This is a genomic window from Bacillus sp. VA13, assembly GCF_055710085.1.
Genome location: NZ_JBVQPP010000004.1, coordinates 359,744 through 378,180 on the forward strand (window position 1 = coordinate 359,744; position 18,437 = coordinate 378,180).

General features: G+C 47.6%; 16 protein-coding genes and 1 other annotated feature. Of the genes, 2 read left to right on the forward strand and 14 right to left on the reverse strand.

Annotation, left to right across the window (positions count from 1 at the left end; all coding sequences use genetic code 11):
• Window positions 1-13 precede the first annotated feature (13 nt).
• From AC0C66_RS17090 to glnK, 14 genes are all read right to left on the reverse strand, one after another.
• Window positions 14-937 (reverse strand): ABC transporter ATP-binding protein, encoded by a 924-nt coding sequence (locus AC0C66_RS17090; protein WP_014112526.1) that lies wholly within the window; start codon window positions 935-937, stop codon window positions 14-16.
• Window positions 938-1,031: 94 nt separating this feature from the next.
• Window positions 1,032-1,967 (reverse strand): HAMP domain-containing histidine kinase, encoded by a 936-nt coding sequence (locus AC0C66_RS17095; RefSeq protein ID WP_079288234.1) that lies wholly within the window; start codon window positions 1,965-1,967, stop codon window positions 1,032-1,034.
• A 1-nt stretch (window position 1,968) separates the two neighbouring features.
• Window positions 1,969-2,649 (reverse strand): two-component system response regulator YcbL, encoded by a 681-nt coding sequence (gene ycbL / locus AC0C66_RS17100; RefSeq protein ID WP_080490499.1) that lies wholly within the window; start codon window positions 2,647-2,649, stop codon window positions 1,969-1,971.
• A gap of 96 nt (window positions 2,650-2,745) precedes the next feature.
• Window positions 2,746-3,684, reverse strand: a complete 939-nt coding sequence (locus tag AC0C66_RS17105) for a DMT family transporter (RefSeq protein ID WP_461845796.1) — start codon at window positions 3,682-3,684, stop codon at window positions 2,746-2,748.
• 20 nt (window positions 3,685-3,704) lie between these two features.
• A complete protein-coding gene (locus AC0C66_RS17110) occupies window positions 3,705-3,866 on the reverse strand; it encodes a tryptophan RNA-binding attenuator protein inhibitory protein (RefSeq protein WP_014112522.1) in 162 nt (53 codons plus the stop codon).
• Between the two features lie 95 nt (window positions 3,867-3,961).
• Window positions 3,962-4,209: a binding site (T-box leader), on the reverse strand.
• 56 nt (window positions 4,210-4,265) lie between these two features.
• On the reverse strand, window positions 4,266-5,186 hold the full coding sequence (gene mphK, locus AC0C66_RS17115; RefSeq protein ID WP_014112521.1) for a macrolide 2'-phosphotransferase MphK: 921 nt from the start codon (window positions 5,184-5,186) through the stop codon (window positions 4,266-4,268).
• Window positions 5,187-5,478: 292 nt separating this feature from the next.
• The gene (gene garD / locus AC0C66_RS17120; RefSeq protein WP_461845795.1) at window positions 5,479-7,011 is read right to left on the reverse strand and encodes a galactarate dehydratase; all 1,533 of its coding nucleotides are present in this window, start codon (window positions 7,009-7,011) and stop codon (window positions 5,479-5,481) included.
• 91 nt (window positions 7,012-7,102) lie between these two features.
• Complete coding sequence (locus AC0C66_RS17125) at window positions 7,103-7,804, reverse strand: FadR/GntR family transcriptional regulator (RefSeq protein WP_003223808.1); 702 nt, start codon at window positions 7,802-7,804, stop codon at window positions 7,103-7,105.
• Window positions 7,805-7,873: 69 nt separating this feature from the next.
• Window positions 7,874-9,241, reverse strand: coding sequence for a glucarate dehydratase (gene gudD, locus AC0C66_RS17130; protein WP_072181585.1), 1,368 nt, complete (start codon window positions 9,239-9,241; stop codon window positions 7,874-7,876).
• A 36-nt stretch (window positions 9,242-9,277) separates the two neighbouring features.
• Window positions 9,278-10,645 carry a glucarate transporter GudP gene (gene gudP / locus AC0C66_RS17135; protein WP_014112517.1) on the reverse strand — a complete coding sequence of 456 codons (1,368 nt, stop codon included), beginning with the start codon at window positions 10,643-10,645 and terminating at the stop codon, window positions 9,278-9,280.
• A gap of 84 nt (window positions 10,646-10,729) precedes the next feature.
• Window positions 10,730-12,196: an alpha-ketoglutaric semialdehyde dehydrogenase GucD gene (gene gucD / locus AC0C66_RS17140; protein ID WP_072181606.1), complete on the reverse strand. Its 1,467-nt coding sequence runs from the start codon at window positions 12,194-12,196 to the stop codon at window positions 10,730-10,732.
• A gap of 32 nt (window positions 12,197-12,228) precedes the next feature.
• Complete coding sequence (kdgD, locus tag AC0C66_RS17145; RefSeq protein WP_472973641.1) at window positions 12,229-13,155, reverse strand: 5-dehydro-4-deoxyglucarate dehydratase; 927 nt, start codon at window positions 13,153-13,155, stop codon at window positions 12,229-12,231.
• Window positions 13,156-13,383: 228 nt separating this feature from the next.
• Window positions 13,384-14,328, reverse strand: a complete 945-nt coding sequence (gene glnL / locus AC0C66_RS17150; RefSeq protein WP_014112513.1) for a glutamine utilization two-component system response regulator GlnL — start codon at window positions 14,326-14,328, stop codon at window positions 13,384-13,386.
• Window positions 14,329-14,338: 10 nt separating this feature from the next.
• On the reverse strand, window positions 14,339-15,571 hold the full coding sequence (gene glnK / locus AC0C66_RS17155) for a two-component system sensor histidine kinase GlnK (RefSeq protein ID WP_090557490.1): 1,233 nt from the start codon (window positions 15,569-15,571) through the stop codon (window positions 14,339-14,341).
• Between the two features lie 300 nt (window positions 15,572-15,871).
• Between glnK and AC0C66_RS17160 the strand changes: the two genes are divergently transcribed.
• A complete protein-coding gene (locus AC0C66_RS17160; protein WP_072181583.1) occupies window positions 15,872-16,855 on the forward strand; it encodes a glutaminase in 984 nt (327 codons plus the stop codon).
• 21 nt (window positions 16,856-16,876) lie between these two features.
• The gene (locus AC0C66_RS17165) at window positions 16,877-18,313 is read left to right on the forward strand and encodes an alanine/glycine:cation symporter family protein (RefSeq protein ID WP_072181582.1); all 1,437 of its coding nucleotides are present in this window, start codon (window positions 16,877-16,879) and stop codon (window positions 18,311-18,313) included.
• Window positions 18,314-18,437: the final 124 nt, after the last annotated feature.

The following is an 18,437-nucleotide window of genomic DNA, read 5'->3' on the forward strand; positions in this document are numbered from 1 at the left end:
TGTCTCTCCTCCTTTACGCACCGATGCTATTGCCGTTGATCAAGTTGATAAAATAATCCTCCAGCGACGTATACTTTTTGTTCATTGATTCAATGTCTACATCATTCAAAATCAACGCTTTGGATATGGCAGACTGAGAGACTTCAGCCTCGTAAATTCGAATCGTTTTCTCATTTAAGATTTTAAAGTTAGTTACATGCAGTTCCTTCTCCAGCACAAAGCAGGCCCTTGTCTGATTCGGTGTGACAAGCTCGATGTATTCAGTGTTCTGGCCTCTTACATCTTCCATTGACACTTCTTCAAGCAGCCTGCCGTCCCGAATGACGCCAATCGTGTCCGCAATTTGTTCGATTTCACTCAGCAAGTGGCTTGAGATCAGCAGCGTCATCCCGTACTCTTTGCTCAGCACTTGAAACAATTGCCTGATCTTTTTGATGCCGATAGGGTCAAGACCATTCACCGGCTCATCCAAAATAAGCAGATCAGGCTTCGTGAGGATCGCACGCGCAATCCCAAGGCGCTGCTTCATCCCGAGCGAAAATGTTTTGACGGGCTTCTTGTCGATTTGTTTTAAATTCACCATATCCAGCACTTCTTGAATGGCTTTTTTATTGTGGTATCCCATGTATTCACAATGCAGATCTAAATTTTCTGCAGCTGACAGGTTTTCATAAAAAATCGGATATTCAATCATGCTGCCAATGTTCCCCAGCACCTCGTATGACGTGTGGGTGAGCTTGTTCCCTAGGATGCTGATTTCACCGCTTGTCGGTTTGACAAGGCTCGTCAGCATTTTCATAATGGTTGTTTTACCCGCTCCGTTTGGGCCGAGAAAGCCATAAATTTCGCCTTTTTTAATATGCATGCTGACATTGGAGACAACTTCTTTACCCTGATACGTTTTGGTCAGTCCGTTTGTTTGTACGATATAAGCCAACTTTGTTTCTCCTTCCCTCTCTTTTCCTGTTTCCTATTGTAGCGGCGAGCCCTGTCATTTTTATTTCTCAAATCTTAAGAAACTCTTACGTTTGTTAATATGTCATTCGTTTCAATGTAATCGTAAATGCAGTCCGTTCGTACGGCTTGCTTTGAACGGAGATGGCGCCTCCCATTTTTTCTGTAAGCCGTTTCGTGATGGTTAAACCGAGACCGCTTCCTTGAAATGCTTTATTTCTTGATTCTTCAAGTGTGTACAGCCTCTCAAACACACGCTGCTGATCGGTTTCACTGATCCCTTTTCCCCGATCCCATACAGTGACGGCAATGTTCGTCTCATCATAGGACAGCGTCATGCCGATAAACTTGCCGGCCGCGCCATATTGAATCGCATTGGATAATAGGTTTTGCAGGATTCTGTCCAGTGCCTCTTCATTCGCCTGCGCATACACCGGCGTATCCGGGATATCGATGGCAGCTTGAAAGCCTTTTGACTGAACAGCGTCATAATAGTGCAGGATATTTCGTTTGCATATGTCGTTCATATGTATTTTAGCGATTGGAATGTCTTTATCTTCAGATTCTAATTTGGCCAAATCAAAAAAGGAGTTGATCATCTGAATGAGTTCATTTGTTTTCTGGCGGAGCTTCCCCAGCAATCTTTCCCGCTCTTCGTCCGGCATGTCCGGGTCACTTTGAATGGTTTCGATATAACCGAGAATGACCGTTAACGGCGTTTTAAGATCGTGCGACATATTGGTCAGCATCCGCTTCATGGATTGCTCTGTTTTGGCAAACTGGGCGCTGAGCTGCTGACGATTCTCAACGAGTAGATTGATGTTGACAAGCAAGTCTTTGAGTGCCTGATTGTCTGTATGAAGCAAAATTTGCCCTGCCGAATCCCGATTGAGCATGGCGCCAAGCTGTTCTGCCGTGTATGCCAGATTCCTGTCCCGCTTCTTTTTCATCATGAATTGAATCACATTCAGACACACCAAAACAATGACAGCGGCCATCCATAACACTGCCATTCTAAAACTCTCCTAATTTATAACCGATGCCCCATAACGTTTTAATATATTGAGGTGAAGAGGGATCATCTTCAATCTTTTCTCTAAGCCGCCGCATATGTACGTTAATGATGTTTTGATCGCCAAAGTACTCTTCATTCCACACGGAACGGTAGATTTGTTCTTTCGTAAACACTTTTTTAGGATTTGCCGCAAATAGGCACAGCAGCTGCCATTCTGTTGACGTCAGCTGAAGCGGTTCTCCGTTTTTCAAAACCGAGACATTGTCTATATCTATCGTAAGCTGATGAATCCGGACCACCTTATTCTCAGCCGGTTCCTCCGCCGAATATTGCGTCGCCCGTCGTATCGCGGCTTTTACCCTGGCTGTCAGCTCAATCATTGAAAACGGTTTGGCGATATAATCATCCGCCCCAAACCCCAGTCCCAATGCCTTGTCCACATCCCCGTCTTTTGCTGAAATCATCAAAACCGGAATATTGCTTTGTTCCCGGATGATTTTCAGAAAATCCATGCCGTTCAGCTTCGGGAGCATGATATCAAGGAGAATCAAATCGTATGAATCCTGCTTAAACAGCCGGATACCTTCTTCTCCGTCGAAAGCATGCACCATCTCAAAGCCTTCTTTTGTTAAATAATGATCCACCATTTCACTGATTGAATGGTCGTCCTCCACAAGCAATATGCGCTGCATCTTCTCACCTAACCTTTGTAAAATCAAAAAACACACACGTGATTACACTTATTGTAATTGAAAAACGTGTGTGTTTTACAAAAATTATTCATTTTTTCCTGATTTCAGTTTTCTATATTCCATGCCCGTTATGACAATGAATACGGCGGCACATCCAATGGCTTGAATAAGCTGGAGCCGCTCGCCGAGAAATAAAGCTCCAAAGAAAATCGTCAGGACAGGCCCTGCCATTGAAATGGCGGCGGCTCGCAGTGCCCCGATTCGTTTTATGCCCTCAAGCATCAGCACAAATGGAATCACAGTGGAGACGACTGCGATTAACACAAACAAACCGTACACATCAAGCGAATATGCTGCCATTGGCGTATTCATGCCGACCGCCGCCTTTATGCCTGTGTAAAGCATCATGGCCGCTCCGGCTGCTGTCATCCCATATGCATTGAGACGGATGCCGCCGATTTGATGGACGAGATGCCCGGTAAGGACAAGAAAACCAGCATAGACGGCCGAGGACAACAAAATAAATATAGCTCCAATCCTATTCATCTGAAAAAGCTCAGCATTCCAGCCACCCAGCGCAAGGAAAAGACCGAACATGACCGCCAGCACTGCGAAAAGGTCCTGAATTGAACCCATTTTCCGGTCACGACACGCGGTGAATCCGAATACAAACAACGGATAGCTCATCAGCAATATACGTTCAACCATTGCGGATACATGGTTCAGCCCGATAAAATCAAGCAAGGGAGACAGAAAAAAACAAAACACTCCCGCGACACACGCTCTCCATCGGTCTCCTTTTTTCATACCGTCTGGCATTGGAGGACGGTATAACCAAAAAATCAGCCAAAACAGCGGAACAGCAAACAGCTGCCTGTATAACAATACCGCGCCTGGCCCAGCACCCTTTTCATATGCCCATTTAATCCAAATCGATTTAGACGCAAAACAGGCCGTTCCGATCAGCAAAAAAACCGTACCTGCTGCGGCTTTGTGAATCTTACTCTGCTCTTCTACTCTCATCTCAGCTCAGCTTTTCTCCTTTACTTGTTCAAATGCTTTTGTATAAAATGCAGAAGCGTATTTCCTTGAGCAGTCAGAATAACACCCTTCCCGCCGCATGCCGGACAAGGTTTCCCTTCGCTTTCTCCTGTTCTATCACATTCAGGACACGCGACCTCTAAATCATCAGTTGCTATGACCATTTGAATTCTCCTTTCCTATTGATCTGTTATGCACCACCAGCCATCATCCATTGGCCGTCACCTCCTTTAAGAAACACAAAAAACCCCCGTCCTATACAAAGGACGAGGGTCTCGCGGTACCACCTTTATTAACAGCTATACAGCTGTTCACTCTCAGTACAGAAAACATCCGTTTCGATACTCCTCTCTTGGTAACGGGGAGAGAATCCCGGCTTCGCCTACTATCCGTTCAGCAAAGCAATTCAGAAGCCCATTCGGCATCAGGGGAGGGCCGGTTCACACCTGCCACCGACTCTCTGAACCTCCACACTGCTGCGTACTTACTCTTCCTCACGATTGTTGATCCGTTCTTTTGTTAGTAAAAATTATAATACTCGGTTCATTTAAAGAAGTCAATTCTTAATCCGATTTTACGCCAAGTGCTTCCAGCGCCATTTTGATGTGCCCCTCCTGCTGTGTCTGCAGAGCAAACTTGGCAACTTCCAGCGGGTATGCCGCCTGCATCTCTGAGATGTGTTCCTGCATTTTCGCCCATATGCGGCCGCCTGCTCGATCATAGTATTCAAGCAAACGGGCGGTTTCCTCTTCCCCGAACAGCATTTGAAAAAAGATAAAATCTTTTGCGGGATCGGCGACTTTGGCTTCTGTCCAATCCAGAAGACCTGTTACATGTTCGTTTTGGCCAATCAAAATATGCGGCGGGTGGAGATCGCCGTGTATCAGCGCGGAGAAACCCGGCCAGTATGCATCATCATTTATCCACGTTTGCCATCTTTCCCACAGCTGCTTAGATACGCCTAGCTTATTCTTTACATCAACCATCGATTCAGCTGTCATTTTCCTGAAATTCTCTGGCATAATCACTTCTATTCCGGATTGGCCGGCAGATGTTTGATCCATGCCATGTAATTCTGCCAGTATCTCGGCAAGTGTATGAACAAAGCCGTCTGATGGCGGCTGATGATTCATATTCCATACATACTGTTTCTGTTCCAAATCAATCCCAGCGGCTGGCGTTCCTTCCAACATTGGGTAAGCGATCAATTCCGGTGTGTGAATGTTCCAATCCGGCACATCAGCTGTAAGATTCGCGCGGAGAAAGGCAAGCGTTCTGCCTTCTGAAGCTGCTCTATCCACAACATCACTTCGCCGAGGTTTTCGCAGCACCCATGACATACCTGTATCGTCCTCGGCAAATACAACTTGAAAATCCATTCCAGTCTCATTCAATTGCGCGTTTTCGGAGTGAACCGCCAAACCTTGGTTACGTGCGAGTCCGACAATTTCAGTGATAAGCTTTTTCTCGTTCTGGTTTGTCATCTCTTTTCCCCTTTCTCATACTCTGCCTGTCATAGAGTGAAGGGATGTTTTGAAGGCACAAAAAAGAGGGCAGCATCGCCTCCCTCTTTTTTTGACAATATAAGGGCTCATACATAGGCAGATTCATCCCGATTCTCTGCACTCAGGCGAGAGTCGCTCACTATTGAATTCGTGTCAATCGGAATCTCATGAATGCCATGCTGGAACCCCTCCGTGCTGGAACCCCTCCGTTCTTTGTATGTTGATTATCATTTTACATCATATTCCAATTTCAATCTGCTAGAACAATAAATCAAGTCACTGGGGCAGGATTAAACAAGCACAAATCATTGTGAAGGCCCCAACGGTCAGCCCACGTTTGTTTGCGGCCGCTTGCCACATCCAAAATCGTCCTGAATATCTCCCAGCCTACGTCTTCAATACTTGCCTCACCTGTCGCGATTCGCCCGGCATTAATATCGATTAAATCCGCCCAATGCTCTGATAATGAATGCCGTGTCGATACTTTCAGTACCGGGGCAGCGGCCAGGCCGTACGGTGTTCCCCTTCCTGTCGTAAAAACCTGCAGATTCATGCCTGCCGCCAGCTGAAGGGTACCGCACACGAAATCGCTTGCCGGTGTCGCCGCGAACAGCAGGCCTTTTTGCTCCGCCTTTTCACCTGGGCCGAGCACGCCGGAGATGGGGCTTGTGCCTGATTTCGCTACCGAGCCTAACGCTTTTTCCACCACATTGGATAACCCGCCTTTTTTATTGCCTGGTGACGGGTTCGCGCTTCGGTCCGCTTCCCCCCGCCGGAGATAGCTGTCATACCACTTCATCTCTTCGATCAGCGAATGTCCGACCTCTTCACTCACAGCCCGCGGCGTTAATAAATGAATCGCATCCCGCACCTCTGTCACTTCAGAAAATAAAACCGTCGCACCTGCGCGAACCAATAAATCAGCTGCATACCCCACCGCAGGGTTTGCCGTCACGCCTGAAAACGCATCACTGCCGCCGCATTGCAGACCAATGACAAGATCAGAAACAGGGCAGGTCACACGGGTTCTGCTGTTCAACCTGATTAACCGTTCCTCCGCCATTTCCAAAATGGATTGAATCATTGCCGCAAAACCTTGGTGATCCTGAAGTGATAGAGTGTCATCCTGATTCTCAGAGGCAATTCTTGTCGGGAGGAGCTTTTCACATCCTAATCCGATCACCATCACTTCCCCGCCAAAGTTCGGATGCTTCGCCAGATTTTGAATCGTGCGGATCGGAATGACAGCATCCGGCGCATTGATCGCCACACCGCATCCGTATTGATGATGCAGTGGTACAACATCATCGACATTTGGATATTTCGGCAGCAGCTCTTCTTTTATCCGTTTGACTGCATAATCCAAAACGCCAACGACACATTGAACACTTGTGGTGATACCGAGGATATTTTTCGTCCCCGCACTACCGTCCGCATTTCGATACCCTTCAAACGTGTAGCCTTCAAGAGGCGGCAGCGATTTGGGCACTCTGTTTGCGAGAGGAAGATCGTCTAAAGCCGGAGGAGCGGGCATTCTTACGAGGGCTTCCCTTATCCAGCTCCCGCGTTTGATCGTCTCATCGGCAAATCCGATCACCTCCCCGTAACGCACGATTTCATCTCCTTGATTCAGGTCGGTTAAGGCCACCTTATGGCCTTGAGGGACATCCTCTTCAAGTACAAGCCCGCATGAAAAAACAGTGCCCTTTGGCAGTCCTCCGTCATTAACAATAATCGCCGTGTTATCTTTTTCATTCACTTTGATGTAAAGGGGCGCTTGGTTCTGCCTGAGGTTCATCGCCATATAAAAATCACTCCTCATATCATAGTAAGCGTTTTCTAAATCGGTTCAAAAAAACCGCAGCTCTTTCGGTTCAACTGCGGCTTCTCTACAATTATTTCTCATCCATGCCTTTCAGAATTTTGTCACGGACAAATTTCAGATGCTCATACATGTGGTAATGCGCTTTGTAAGGGTCTCTTTTGGCAAGAGCGTCGTAGATTTTTTTGTGATATTCGACCGTTACATCTCTCTCCCTGTACGGAATCTGGCTGTCAATTTTCGCATGGGTGATTAAGAGAGACTGAATCATCCCTTCAACAACGGGGTTATTGGCGCTTAACGCAATAATTCGATGGAACTCTTTATCCGCTTCACCATAAAGATTGTCAGTGCTGTTGGCGATGTCGTCGATTGTCTTCTGCAAACGCTGAAGCTCATCCTCATTGATTTTTTCCGCGGCAATCGTCACAAGTCCGAGTTCTAACGCCATCCGCGCTTCAATGATAGCCGGAAGATTATCAGTGGCCAAGGCAAGCATGACGGAAAATGGCTGCATGCCGATTTTATCGTTGAAATACGTGCCGCCGCGGGTTTTTCTCGTAATGACGCCTAGTGTTTCAAGTGAACTCAGCGCCTCCCGAAGCACCGGCCTGCTGACATGCAAAATGTCCATCAGTTCCATTTCTGTCGGCAATTTGTCTCCGGCCTTTAACTGTCCGCTCGACAATAAATGGACAATCCGTTCAATGACCTGCTTGGCTAATGTTTTCCGATTGACTGTATCGACTTTCAGATCTTCTAAACCTTCGTACACGAACAACTCTCCCTTCAGTTGTTCAATTGTAAGACAAAATAGTTGATATGACAATATTTACAATCAAACTTATCTCACAAGACACGGGCGTTTCCGGTCGAACTCCCAGTTGCTGATCAGAAACTGCATAGGGACCGCATCATTCCGCGCGCCTAAATTCATTTTTCGATAGAGTTCATGGGCTTTTTCCACTTGTTCCATATCAATGTCAATACCAAGACCGGGCTTATTCGGCACCTTGACACAACCCTCAGAAATCTCAAAAGGCTGTTTCGTTAAACGCTGCCCGTCCTGCCAGATCCAATGGGTATCAATCGCCGTGATGCGTCCCGGAGCCGCTGCTGCCACATGGGTAAACATCGCAAGGGAGATATCAAAGTGGTTGTTGGAGTGGGAGCCCCATGTCAAACCCCAATCATGGCACATTTGCGCAACCCGCACCGAACCCTGCATCGTCCAAAAATGCGGATCAGCCAGCGGAATATCCACCGCATGAAGCTGGATCGCGTGACCCATTTCCCGCCAGTCGGTCGCAATCATATTTGTCGCAGTTGGAAGGCCTGTCGCGCGGCGGAATTCAGCCATTACTTCTCGGGCGGAGTAGCCGTTCTCATCCCCGCACGGATCTTCCGCATACGCGAGCACATCATGCTTACCTTTGCATAATGCAATAGCTTCCTCTAATGACCATGCCCCGTTCGGATCAAGAGTGATCCTTGCCTCCGGAAAACGTTTCGCTAATGCGGTGACAGCTTCGATTTCATCCTCTCCCCGCAGCACCCCGCCTTTCAGCTTAAAATCCTGAAAGCCGTAGCTCTCCTGCGCGGATTCAGCAAGACGTACAATGGCCTCTGGGGTCAGTGCTTCCTCATGGCGGAGACGGAACCACCCACAATCTGACTGCTCATCGCTTTGATACGGCAGGGTCGTCTGCTTTCGATCGCCGATGTAAAAGAGGTAGCCGAGCATTTTCACTTCATCACGCTGCTTCCCTTCGCCAAGCAAAGCCGCGACCGGTTCCTGAAGAAACTTTCCAAGCAAATCTAACAAAGCCGCTTCCAGCGCTGTGACGGCATGTACCGTGGTGCGCAAGTCAAACGTCTGTATGCCGCGTCCTCCCCTGTCCTGATCGGCAAACTGCTTTCTGACCGTTTGCAATATCGACTGGTACGCACCAATGGATTTTCCGACAACAAGCGGCTCTGCCAGCTCGAGTGTGCGGCGTATCTGTTCTCCGCCAGGCACCTCGCCGACACCCTGATTTCCGCTGCTGTCAGTTAAGATCACGATATTCCGGGTGAAAAATGGGCTATGCGCGCCGCTCAGATTCAGCAGCATGCTGTCATGTCCCGCAACAGGGATCACCTTCATCTCACAAATTGAGGGAATATTCGATCTCTTTTCTTTTTGAACCTGCTCTTGTATTGGTGAACTCATCTATTTTCCTCCTCTTATAAAGCGCTTTCATAAATGTTAGACAGGCAATGATTGATCGGGGTCCTGCTCTTGTTTCTTTAACACGACCCGTTTGATCGGCCCGACCAGCAGCAAATAGCTGAGGATCGCCGCAACCGCGTTAGCGCCGACAAACACGAGCGCGCCATTAAAAGATCCTGTGGCATTCACGATGTAGCCGATAATAATCGGTGTTGTAATCGAGGCAATATTTCCGAACGTGTTGAACAAACCGCCGCTTAACCCTGCACACTCTTTCGGAGACGTGTCCGACACGACAGCCCATCCCAATGCGCCGAAGCCTTTTCCGAAAAACGCAAGTGACATAATGACAACGACGAGCCACGCTGAATCCGTGTAGTTGCAGATGATCATACTGCAAGACAGCAGCATGCCGACAATGATCGGCGCTTTTCTTGCAAAGGTCAGCGAACGGCCTTTTTTGAGTAAGATGTCTGACACAATGCCCCCAAGCACGCCGCCGGCAAATCCGCACAGCGCCGGAAGAGAAGCGACAAACCCAGCTTCAAGAATAGACATGCCGCGGGCCTGAACCAAATATACCGGAAACCATGTGAGAAAGAAATACGTGAGAGTCGTAATGCAATATTGCGCGATGTACACGCCAATCAGCATGCGGTTCGTTAACAGCTGCTTGATATACGGCCAGTTCGATTCTGTTTCTTTCTTGCTTTTGTTGTCATCCATGGAAATCAGCCCGCCGCCCTGTTCGATGTACGCAAGCTCGGCTTCATTGACCTTTGGATGTTTTTTCGGTTCATACACCGTTTTTAGCCAGATAACAGCCAGAAGAATACCCGCGGCACCCATGACAACAAAGACAGAATGCCAACCGAAAGAGTGGGTGAGCCAGCCCATTAAAGGAGAAAAAATGACGATTGCGAAGTATTGAGCTGAATTAAAAAAGGCTGAAGCTGTCCCGCGCTCGGAGCTTGGGAACCATGAGGCAACAACTCTGCCGTTTCCGGGAAATGAAGGCGCTTCGGACAAGCCGACCAGAAAACGCAGTGCAAACAGCAGGATAATCGCTGTGCCGGCGGAGAAAAAACCAATCGCCCCTTGCAGCAGCGTAAAAAACGACCAGAAAAAGATGCTTAACGCAATGACAGTCTTTGAACCAAACCGGTCCAGCAGCCAGCCGCCCGGAAGCTGCCCGATGACATAGGCCCAGCCAAAAGCAGAAAAGACATATCCCATGGCGACCGAGTCCAATCCCAAATCATGCTGGACGGAATCTCCGGTGATGGAAAGCGTCGCCCGATCCGCGTAGTTAATAGAGGTCACAAGAAACAGCATAAACACGATGAACCAGCGCACAGACGTTTTTTTGTCCGCCGGCGAAACATTCGCATAGTCTTTTTTCATAGTATCTTCTCCTTTTCAAAGTAGAGAATCATATGCTGGCTGTGATAAAGCTGGGAAAGAGACGTCCGCCTCTTTCCAGCATCATTACGGCTTCACAAAAACGGTTTTGATCGCCGTGAAAAAGTCTTTCGCTGCCTCACCCTGTTCGCGGGAGTGCGAGCTCGACTGCTTCATGCCGCCAAAAGGCGCCTGAAGCTCAACACCTGCGCTTTCCGCGTTAATCCGGACAAGCCCGGCGTCAATTTCATCAACGAATGAAAGCATTCGGCCGATGTTTTGCGTGAAAATGGATGCGCTTAAGCCGAACTTCACATCATTGGCGATGTCCAGTGCCTCCTCCATCGAATCAACCTTGATCAGGGCGATCACCGGACCGAAAATTTCTTCTTGGGCAATCGTCATCTCAGATGTCACATTGTCAAAAATGGCAGGCTGAACATAATAGCCGTTTTGATACTTTCCGTCCTCCAGCTTTTCTCCTCCAATCAAAAGGGAAGCGCCCTCCTGTTTGCCTTTCTCAATGTACGACAGGCAGTTATCCAGCTGATTCTTGCTGGCAATTGGCCCCATCCAGACATCCTCTTTTAAGCTGTCTCCGATCGTAATATCCTTTGTGCGCTGGAGCAGTTTTTCTTTAAAACGGTCGTAAATTCCGCTTTGCACGATGACGCGGCTTGTCGCAGTGCACTTCTGGCCGGTTGAACGGAAGGCACCCGTAATAACAGCCTCTGCTGCAGCTTCAAGGTCAGCGTCATCAGCTACGATGACTGGGTTTTTGCCGCCCATTTCCAGCTGATATTTGGCTCCTCTCGCTAAAGCGGTTTGCCCAATGATTTTCCCGACTTGATTTGAACCGGTAAACGTAATGGCGTTTACACCTTCATGCTCAGCAAGTCCCTGCCCGACAACAGAACCCGGGCCTGTCACCAAATTGATGACTCCTGCTGGGAGCCCCGCTTCTTCAAAGCAGGCAATGATCTTCGCGCATGTAACGGCTGTTTCAGTCGCCGGTTTGATGACAACGGTATTGCCGTACACCAATGCCGGGGCCATTTTCCAAATCGGAATCGCCACCGGGAAATTCCACGGAGAAATCACGCCAACCACACCGAGCGGAACACGGGTGGTGAACATGAGCGCATCTTTGTCAGTAGATGGAATGACGTCACCCGTTTTGCGCATGCCCTCTCCGGCGTAATAGCGCAGAATCGCAATTCCGCGAGCTGTTTCCCCTTTCGCTTCCGGCAGTGTTTTTCCCATCTCACGCGTCGCGCAGGCGGCGATTTCCTCCAAGCGCTGCTCCATAATATCCGCCGTTTTGTATAAGTATTGGCCCCGCTCGGCACCCGTCAGCTTTCTCCAAACCGTTTTGGCTTCATTGGCGGCGGCGACTGCCCGTTCCACATCATCAGCTGTTGAATTCTGTACATAGCCGACAATATCATTCACATCCGCAGGGTTTTCGACCTTGACCATATCGCCTGATTGAGACTTAACCCACTCTCCATTAATAAAGTTGAGATACGTGTTTTGTTCCGTGATCACAGACATGCCCATTGCCCCTTTCATATTTTTTCTGTTCATCAAACCGTCGCGGCTTTTTTCGGAAAACGGTCAGCCGCCTGCTTTAAAATCGCTTCCAATTGCTGATAATGATCTTTTTCAACTGGGCCGACAGGCGGTCTGGCTGTGTTTCTCACATTCAATCCCATGATCTCCATGCCCGCTTTAATCAAAGATACGGCATAACCTTTTCGTTGTTTGCGAATGTCGTTGATCGGAAGAATCACATGCTGATAGAGCTCCTTCACCAGCTCGTCATCTCTGTTTTTCAATGCATCATAGAACATCCGGGAAATATGCGGGATATAATTTGAAATCGCTGAAGAATAGGAGTGAAACCCGATCGGCAGGTAAGCCGGCATCGTCACTTCAGCCATCGGCATTCCGTTAAGCCACCCTAAACGGTCGCCGAGCGTATAGACGAGGTTAATATTCAAATCCATATTCCCCACCCCGTCCTTCACACCGACAAGCTGTTCAAACTCGGTCAGCCGCTTGATCTGTTCAACAGAGAGAACGGCATTATCGCGCTGATAAAGAATCGCATTCAGATCGGTGCTTTCAATAATCGTTTTCGCATACTGATACAGCCCCTCCTGTTCGCCATGCACCAAATACGGAGGCAGGATCAAGTAGCCGTCGGCGCCTTTTTTCTCCGACAGCTGCGCCCATTCAAGCGCTGTGCTGAGGTTGCCGCCCACCCCCGTGTAAACCGGCACCTTTCCTCCGGCTGCAGAGATTGCGATTTCCACCATTTGCTCGTATTCTTTCTGGCTGAGAGATTGAAATTCACCAGACCCGCAAGCGATAAAAATCGCTTCCAAGCCTTCTTCCAGCAAAAACTCGATATTTTGAAAAAGAGCTTCTTCCTCCAGTTTTCCTTGTGTGTTAAAAGGTGCAACCGGAAAACCTAAAATTCCAGCGGGTGCTTTTCTAATACGGCTCATCAACATAACCTCCTGTTATTTGTGTATACAGCCCCTGACTGAAAGCGCTTTTATTGTTTTTTGGTTTCACATCCGCTCCTTCCCTACATCCTTTTGTTTAATTGTAAGACAAATAAACAATAAGTCAATAACTTTATTTTCTGTTATTTTATAAAAAAACAGGAAATCGCTGTCCCGCCGTGGTTCCGGCACAACAAAAAAACAGCCGGAACAGCCGGCTGTTTTGGGTTACATCCTTCTTTGTTTCATCGTCTCGTGCAAAAGCTTCGCTTCCAAAAAGAACACGTGGATGAATTTTTTCATATTTACTCTTGCAGGGGCGAGAGGTTTTGCATCCTTGGATTGGAGTTCTTTCATTTTCAGGCTGACAACCGGAAAATCAAAGAATTTCGATGCATAGGTTTCAAATTTCGGATTAGAAAAATCAGTTGTGCCCAATGAAGCAAAATGGTGCAGTGAATGGATAATCGCTCTGCGGATGCGCTGCTCCGAGGCTTTCATTTCTCGATTGACTTCCGTTTCGGATGCCCCTGCCCCCAGCTTCCGTTCCGCTACTTGGGTGAAGATCTGTTTGAGCGAAGGGATATGTTTTTCGTACGGCTCAGATTGCTCATGTTCTGCTAAATACTGCAGCACCGCCATGAGATCATGTGCGCCGCCTTCCCCCATCATGCCCAGCTCAGACAACAGGAATGTTCCTGCTTCTTTTAAGCCGCTGTCACTTTGCTGCTGAGGACGTGCTTTCTGTTCAGTTCGATTGACAAGCCGGCTTAGAGAGTGCTGAATAGCCCCAATCGATTGCTCAAGCTCGATCCGCTCCTTCACCTTTTGAAGGACCGTGACAATTTCAATGCGGTTAATTGGCTTATGGATAAAATATTCGATGCCGAGCGAGTACGCTTCCCCGACCATTTCCTTCGCTTCCACTTGAGAGATCATCACGATTTTGCCGGAGTACGTATGCTGGAGCTGGCGAATCGTCTCAATGCCGTCTCTTCCGGGCATTAACAGATCGATTAATAAAATATCAATCTGCTTGAAATGCAGCAAATGCCCTTCTACCTGGCTCCCGTCGTCCGCTTCACCAACAGCTTCCCCGAGATCCTCATCTTCAATGATCTGCCTTAAAATTGACCGTACTGCACGGTCATCATCAGCGATAAAAAAACGCATAGCTTTCGGTTCATCCTTTCTGAATCAAATGCCGGACAGGCAGCCTGATGGCAAACACCACTCCCCGCTGCTGATTATCAAACGTAATATCCCCATCTAGTTCAGTCACTATTTCCTTCACGTAGGAAAGTCCGATTCCCGTAGAAGGCGTGCCAAATTCGTCATATTTTGAAGTAAAGCCCGGGTCAAACACTATGTCTCCTATTTTTTCAGAAATACCGGGACCATTGTCTTCCACCTGGAATTCTACCATACTCTCATTTGGCCTACGGAGCCTCAGGCTGATCAACCCCTCTTCTCCCAGGGCCTCTACCGCATTTGCCGTTAGATTATTAATGATCGAAAGCACGATAAATACGTGATATTCGTCATGTTCTCCCTCTATCGAGCAGTGAAAATCAATCTGCTTTTCCAGTGCTTCAGCGTACTTTTCATTCATTCGAATCACAAGCTGCAGCAAATCAGAAGCCCTCATATAATCTCTTAAGCTCTCATTAGAAATCAGTTTTGAAAGCCCTGCGAATATCCGCTGGTTGTCCTTTTTCACTTCATGAATTTCTCCGGCCAGCCTCAGGATTCTTCCGCTGAGCTGATCATCCTTGCCCTTCACTTCCCGATAGAGCTGATACGAATCGTTCGTCACTTTCTCTGTCGTTTTCAATGTCTTTTTTAAATGCACCGTTTCTTCATATAAATTGGAAACGATCATCAGCATGTGCTCATGCTGTTGTCTTGTCTGTTTTTCTCTAGACTGCGTTTCATACAGCTTCAGCACAGTATAAAAGCTCATGACGATAAATGTGTGAGAAATCGCAATCACTGCGATATCCGTGATTTTCTCAGGCGTGACAACCGTATGAAAAATGAGAAACTGCACAGCCAGCTCGACACAATCTGACACAATTTCAATCATAAAGCCGATAAAACCGAGCATAACCGGCCGCTCGCGGAAACGATTAGCCTTTAATACAGAAAACAGACAGGCGTAAGTCATATAAAAGAAAAAGCCAGACGCTTGGTCATACAGAATCGGAGTCAGTCCACTGTGTCCCCCGCCCCATAATTCCAGCAAGACGCGAAAGACGAAAACAGCCGCTCCAGTCAGAAAACCCGGCAGCACAGCGGGCACATGCCGCAGCAACGATAAAAAGAAGAAAAAAACCGGTGCGCCAAAGCTGACCCGGAATTCTTCATTGAGGGGATAAAATTTCAGTTCACCGGCCAGCGGCACCGTAATCAGCATGAGAGCCAGTATATATCCGTCTTTTTCAAAGAAACGTTCCAGTTTTATGATGATCACATCCTTGCTTCTATTTTGGGGAAATGGCAGAAAACCTGCAAATTTCTTTTGACCCAGAACATGAGGTTTTTATAAATCTTACGGCTTATTTTCAAAATGTTTTTGTCGTATTTTGTATGATTCTGTAGTCGCCATTATACAGTAAATATACCTTCCGCTTTTATGAAAGCGTTTAATGCCCCTTCAGCCTTCGTTTTGATAAACCTCAGTCCTTAAAGAAGAAAAACAGTGAGGAGGAATTTGATGAAAGAATTGATAAAAGAGCACCAAATAGAAATAGATCCGGCGTCTCAACTGCATGATTGGGTGGAGCACTATCGCCCCTTTGCCGCCAATGGACAAAGTGCAAACTATATCCCCGCTTTAGGAAAAGTCAATGACTCACAGCTTGGCATTTGTATATTGGAGCCTGACGGAACGATGATACATGCCGGCGATTGGAACGTCCCTTTTACCCTGCAAAGCATTTCAAAAGTGATCAGCTTTATCGCCGCCTGCATGAGCCGCGGCATTCCCTATGTGCTGGACCGTGTAGATGTCGAGCCGACAGGTGACGCCTTTAATTCAATCATTCGGCTCGAAATCAACAAGCCGGGAAAGCCGTTTAACCCCATGATCAACGCGGGTGCCCTCACCATCGCTTCGATTCTTCCCGGAGAATCGGCATACGAAAAGCTCGAGTTTCTTTACTCGGTGATGGAAACCTTGATAGGAAAACGGCCGCGAATTCATGAGGAAGTGTTCCGTTCTGAATGGGAAACCGCCCACCGCAACAGAGCGCTGGCCTACTATTTAAAAGAAACAAACTTTTTAGAAGCTGAAGTAGAAGAAACACTTGAGGTGTACTTGAAGCAATGCGCTATGGAGAGCACCACTGAAGACATTGCATTGATCGGCATGATCCTTGCCCATGACGGCTATCATCCGATTCGCCGTCAGCAAGTGATTCCAAAGGACGTGGCAAAGTTGGCCAAGGCGTTAATGCTGACGTGCGGCATGTACAACGCTTCAGGCAAATATGCGGCGTTTGTCGGCGTGCCGGCCAAAAGCGGCGTCTCCGGCGGCATCATGGCTCTCGTTCCTCCAAGCGCCAGAAGAGAACAGCCTTTTCAATCCGGATGCGGTATCGGCATTTACGGGCCTGCCATTGACGAATACGGCAACAGCCTCACTGGCGGTATGCTGCTGAAACATATGGCGCAAGAGTGGGAGCTCAGCATTTTTTAAACATAAAAAAGAGGTGATTGTATGCAGCAAATCCTGGAACATATCGTCGGTATCGCAAATGATCTTTTATGGTCAAAGCTATTAATTGTATTGCTCCTTTCTCTGGGAATCTATTTTACGTTCAGGCTTAAGTTTTTACAGGTTCGCATGCTGAAAGAAATGGTGAGAGTGTTAAGAGAAGGTGCTGCTTCCCGGTCGAAAAACACCATTTCTCCGTTTCAAGCCTTTTGCATCAGCATGGCGGCCCGTGTCGGAACGGGAAATATTACGGGCATTGCCATCGCCATTGCACTCGGCGGGCCAGGTGCAATCTTCTGGATGTGGATTATCGCCATTATCGGATCAGCATCAAGCTTTGTGGAAAGCACACTGGCACAGATTTATAAAGTAAAAGATGCAAACGGCTTCCGCGGCGGGCCGGCTTATTATATGGAAAAAGGGCTGAACAAAAGGTGGATGGGCGCGCTTTTCGCTGTGCTAATTACCTTGTCGTTCGGTATTGTCTTTAACTCGGTCCAATCAAATACAGTCAGTCTCGCCTTTGAAAATGCGTTCGGTACAAACCGCCTGACTTTGGGACTCATTTTAATTGCTGTGTTCGGCACGATCATTTTCGGCGGTGTAAAGCGCATTGCGAAGCTGGCTGAATCCATTGTCGTCGTATTGGCTGTCCTGTATATCGGAGTTGCGTTTTTCGTGATTTTCACCAACATTACGCAGCTGCCGGACGTGATTGCACTTATCGTGAAAAATGCATTTGGTGTTGACCAGGCCGCCGGCGGCGCTTTGGGTGCAGCGTTAATGCAGGGTGTCAGACGTGGAATCTTTTCAAACGAAGCAGGAATGGGAAGCGCACCGAATGCCGCTGCCACCGCAACGACAAGCCATCCTGTCAAACAGGGACTGATTCAAGCGCTTGGTGTGCTGTCAGATACACTAGTCATTTGTACAAGCACCGCCTTTATCATCCTGTTTTCGGATGCCTACCATACTCCGGGACTAAGCGGAATCGCGTTGACACAAGCCTCTCTCAGCTCCCATGTCGGATCGTGGGCATCAGGCTTTCTCGCTATTCTGATTTTGTTATTCGGATTCTGTGCTTTAATCGGAAACTATTATTATGGCGAAACCAATATCGGCTTTTTGAACAAAAGCAAAAAACTAATTTTTATCTACCGTATCGGCGTACTGGCTATGATTGTGTTTGGCTGTGTTGCCAAAGTCCAGCTCGTCTGGGATCTGGCTGATTTGTTCATGGGCTTGATGGTCGTCGTGAATTTAATTGCGATTTTCTTATTATCAAAGGTCGTTTTTGCGGCACTGCAAGACTATACACGCCAGAAAAAAGCAGGCAAAGATCCGGTTTTTTATAAAAGTGTGCTCAAAAACCACAATGGCATTGAATGCTGGCCGCTTTCTGAGACACAGGCTGACACACACAACAAACAAATATCGTAAAAAAAGGGTGTTCAGACATACGGGCTGAGCACCTTTCCCTTTTGCGTTTATTGACAAACACGTAAGCCTCCATTACGATTTTCATATCTTTTTCAAAAAAATCTGAAAGAAGGCATCGGTACAT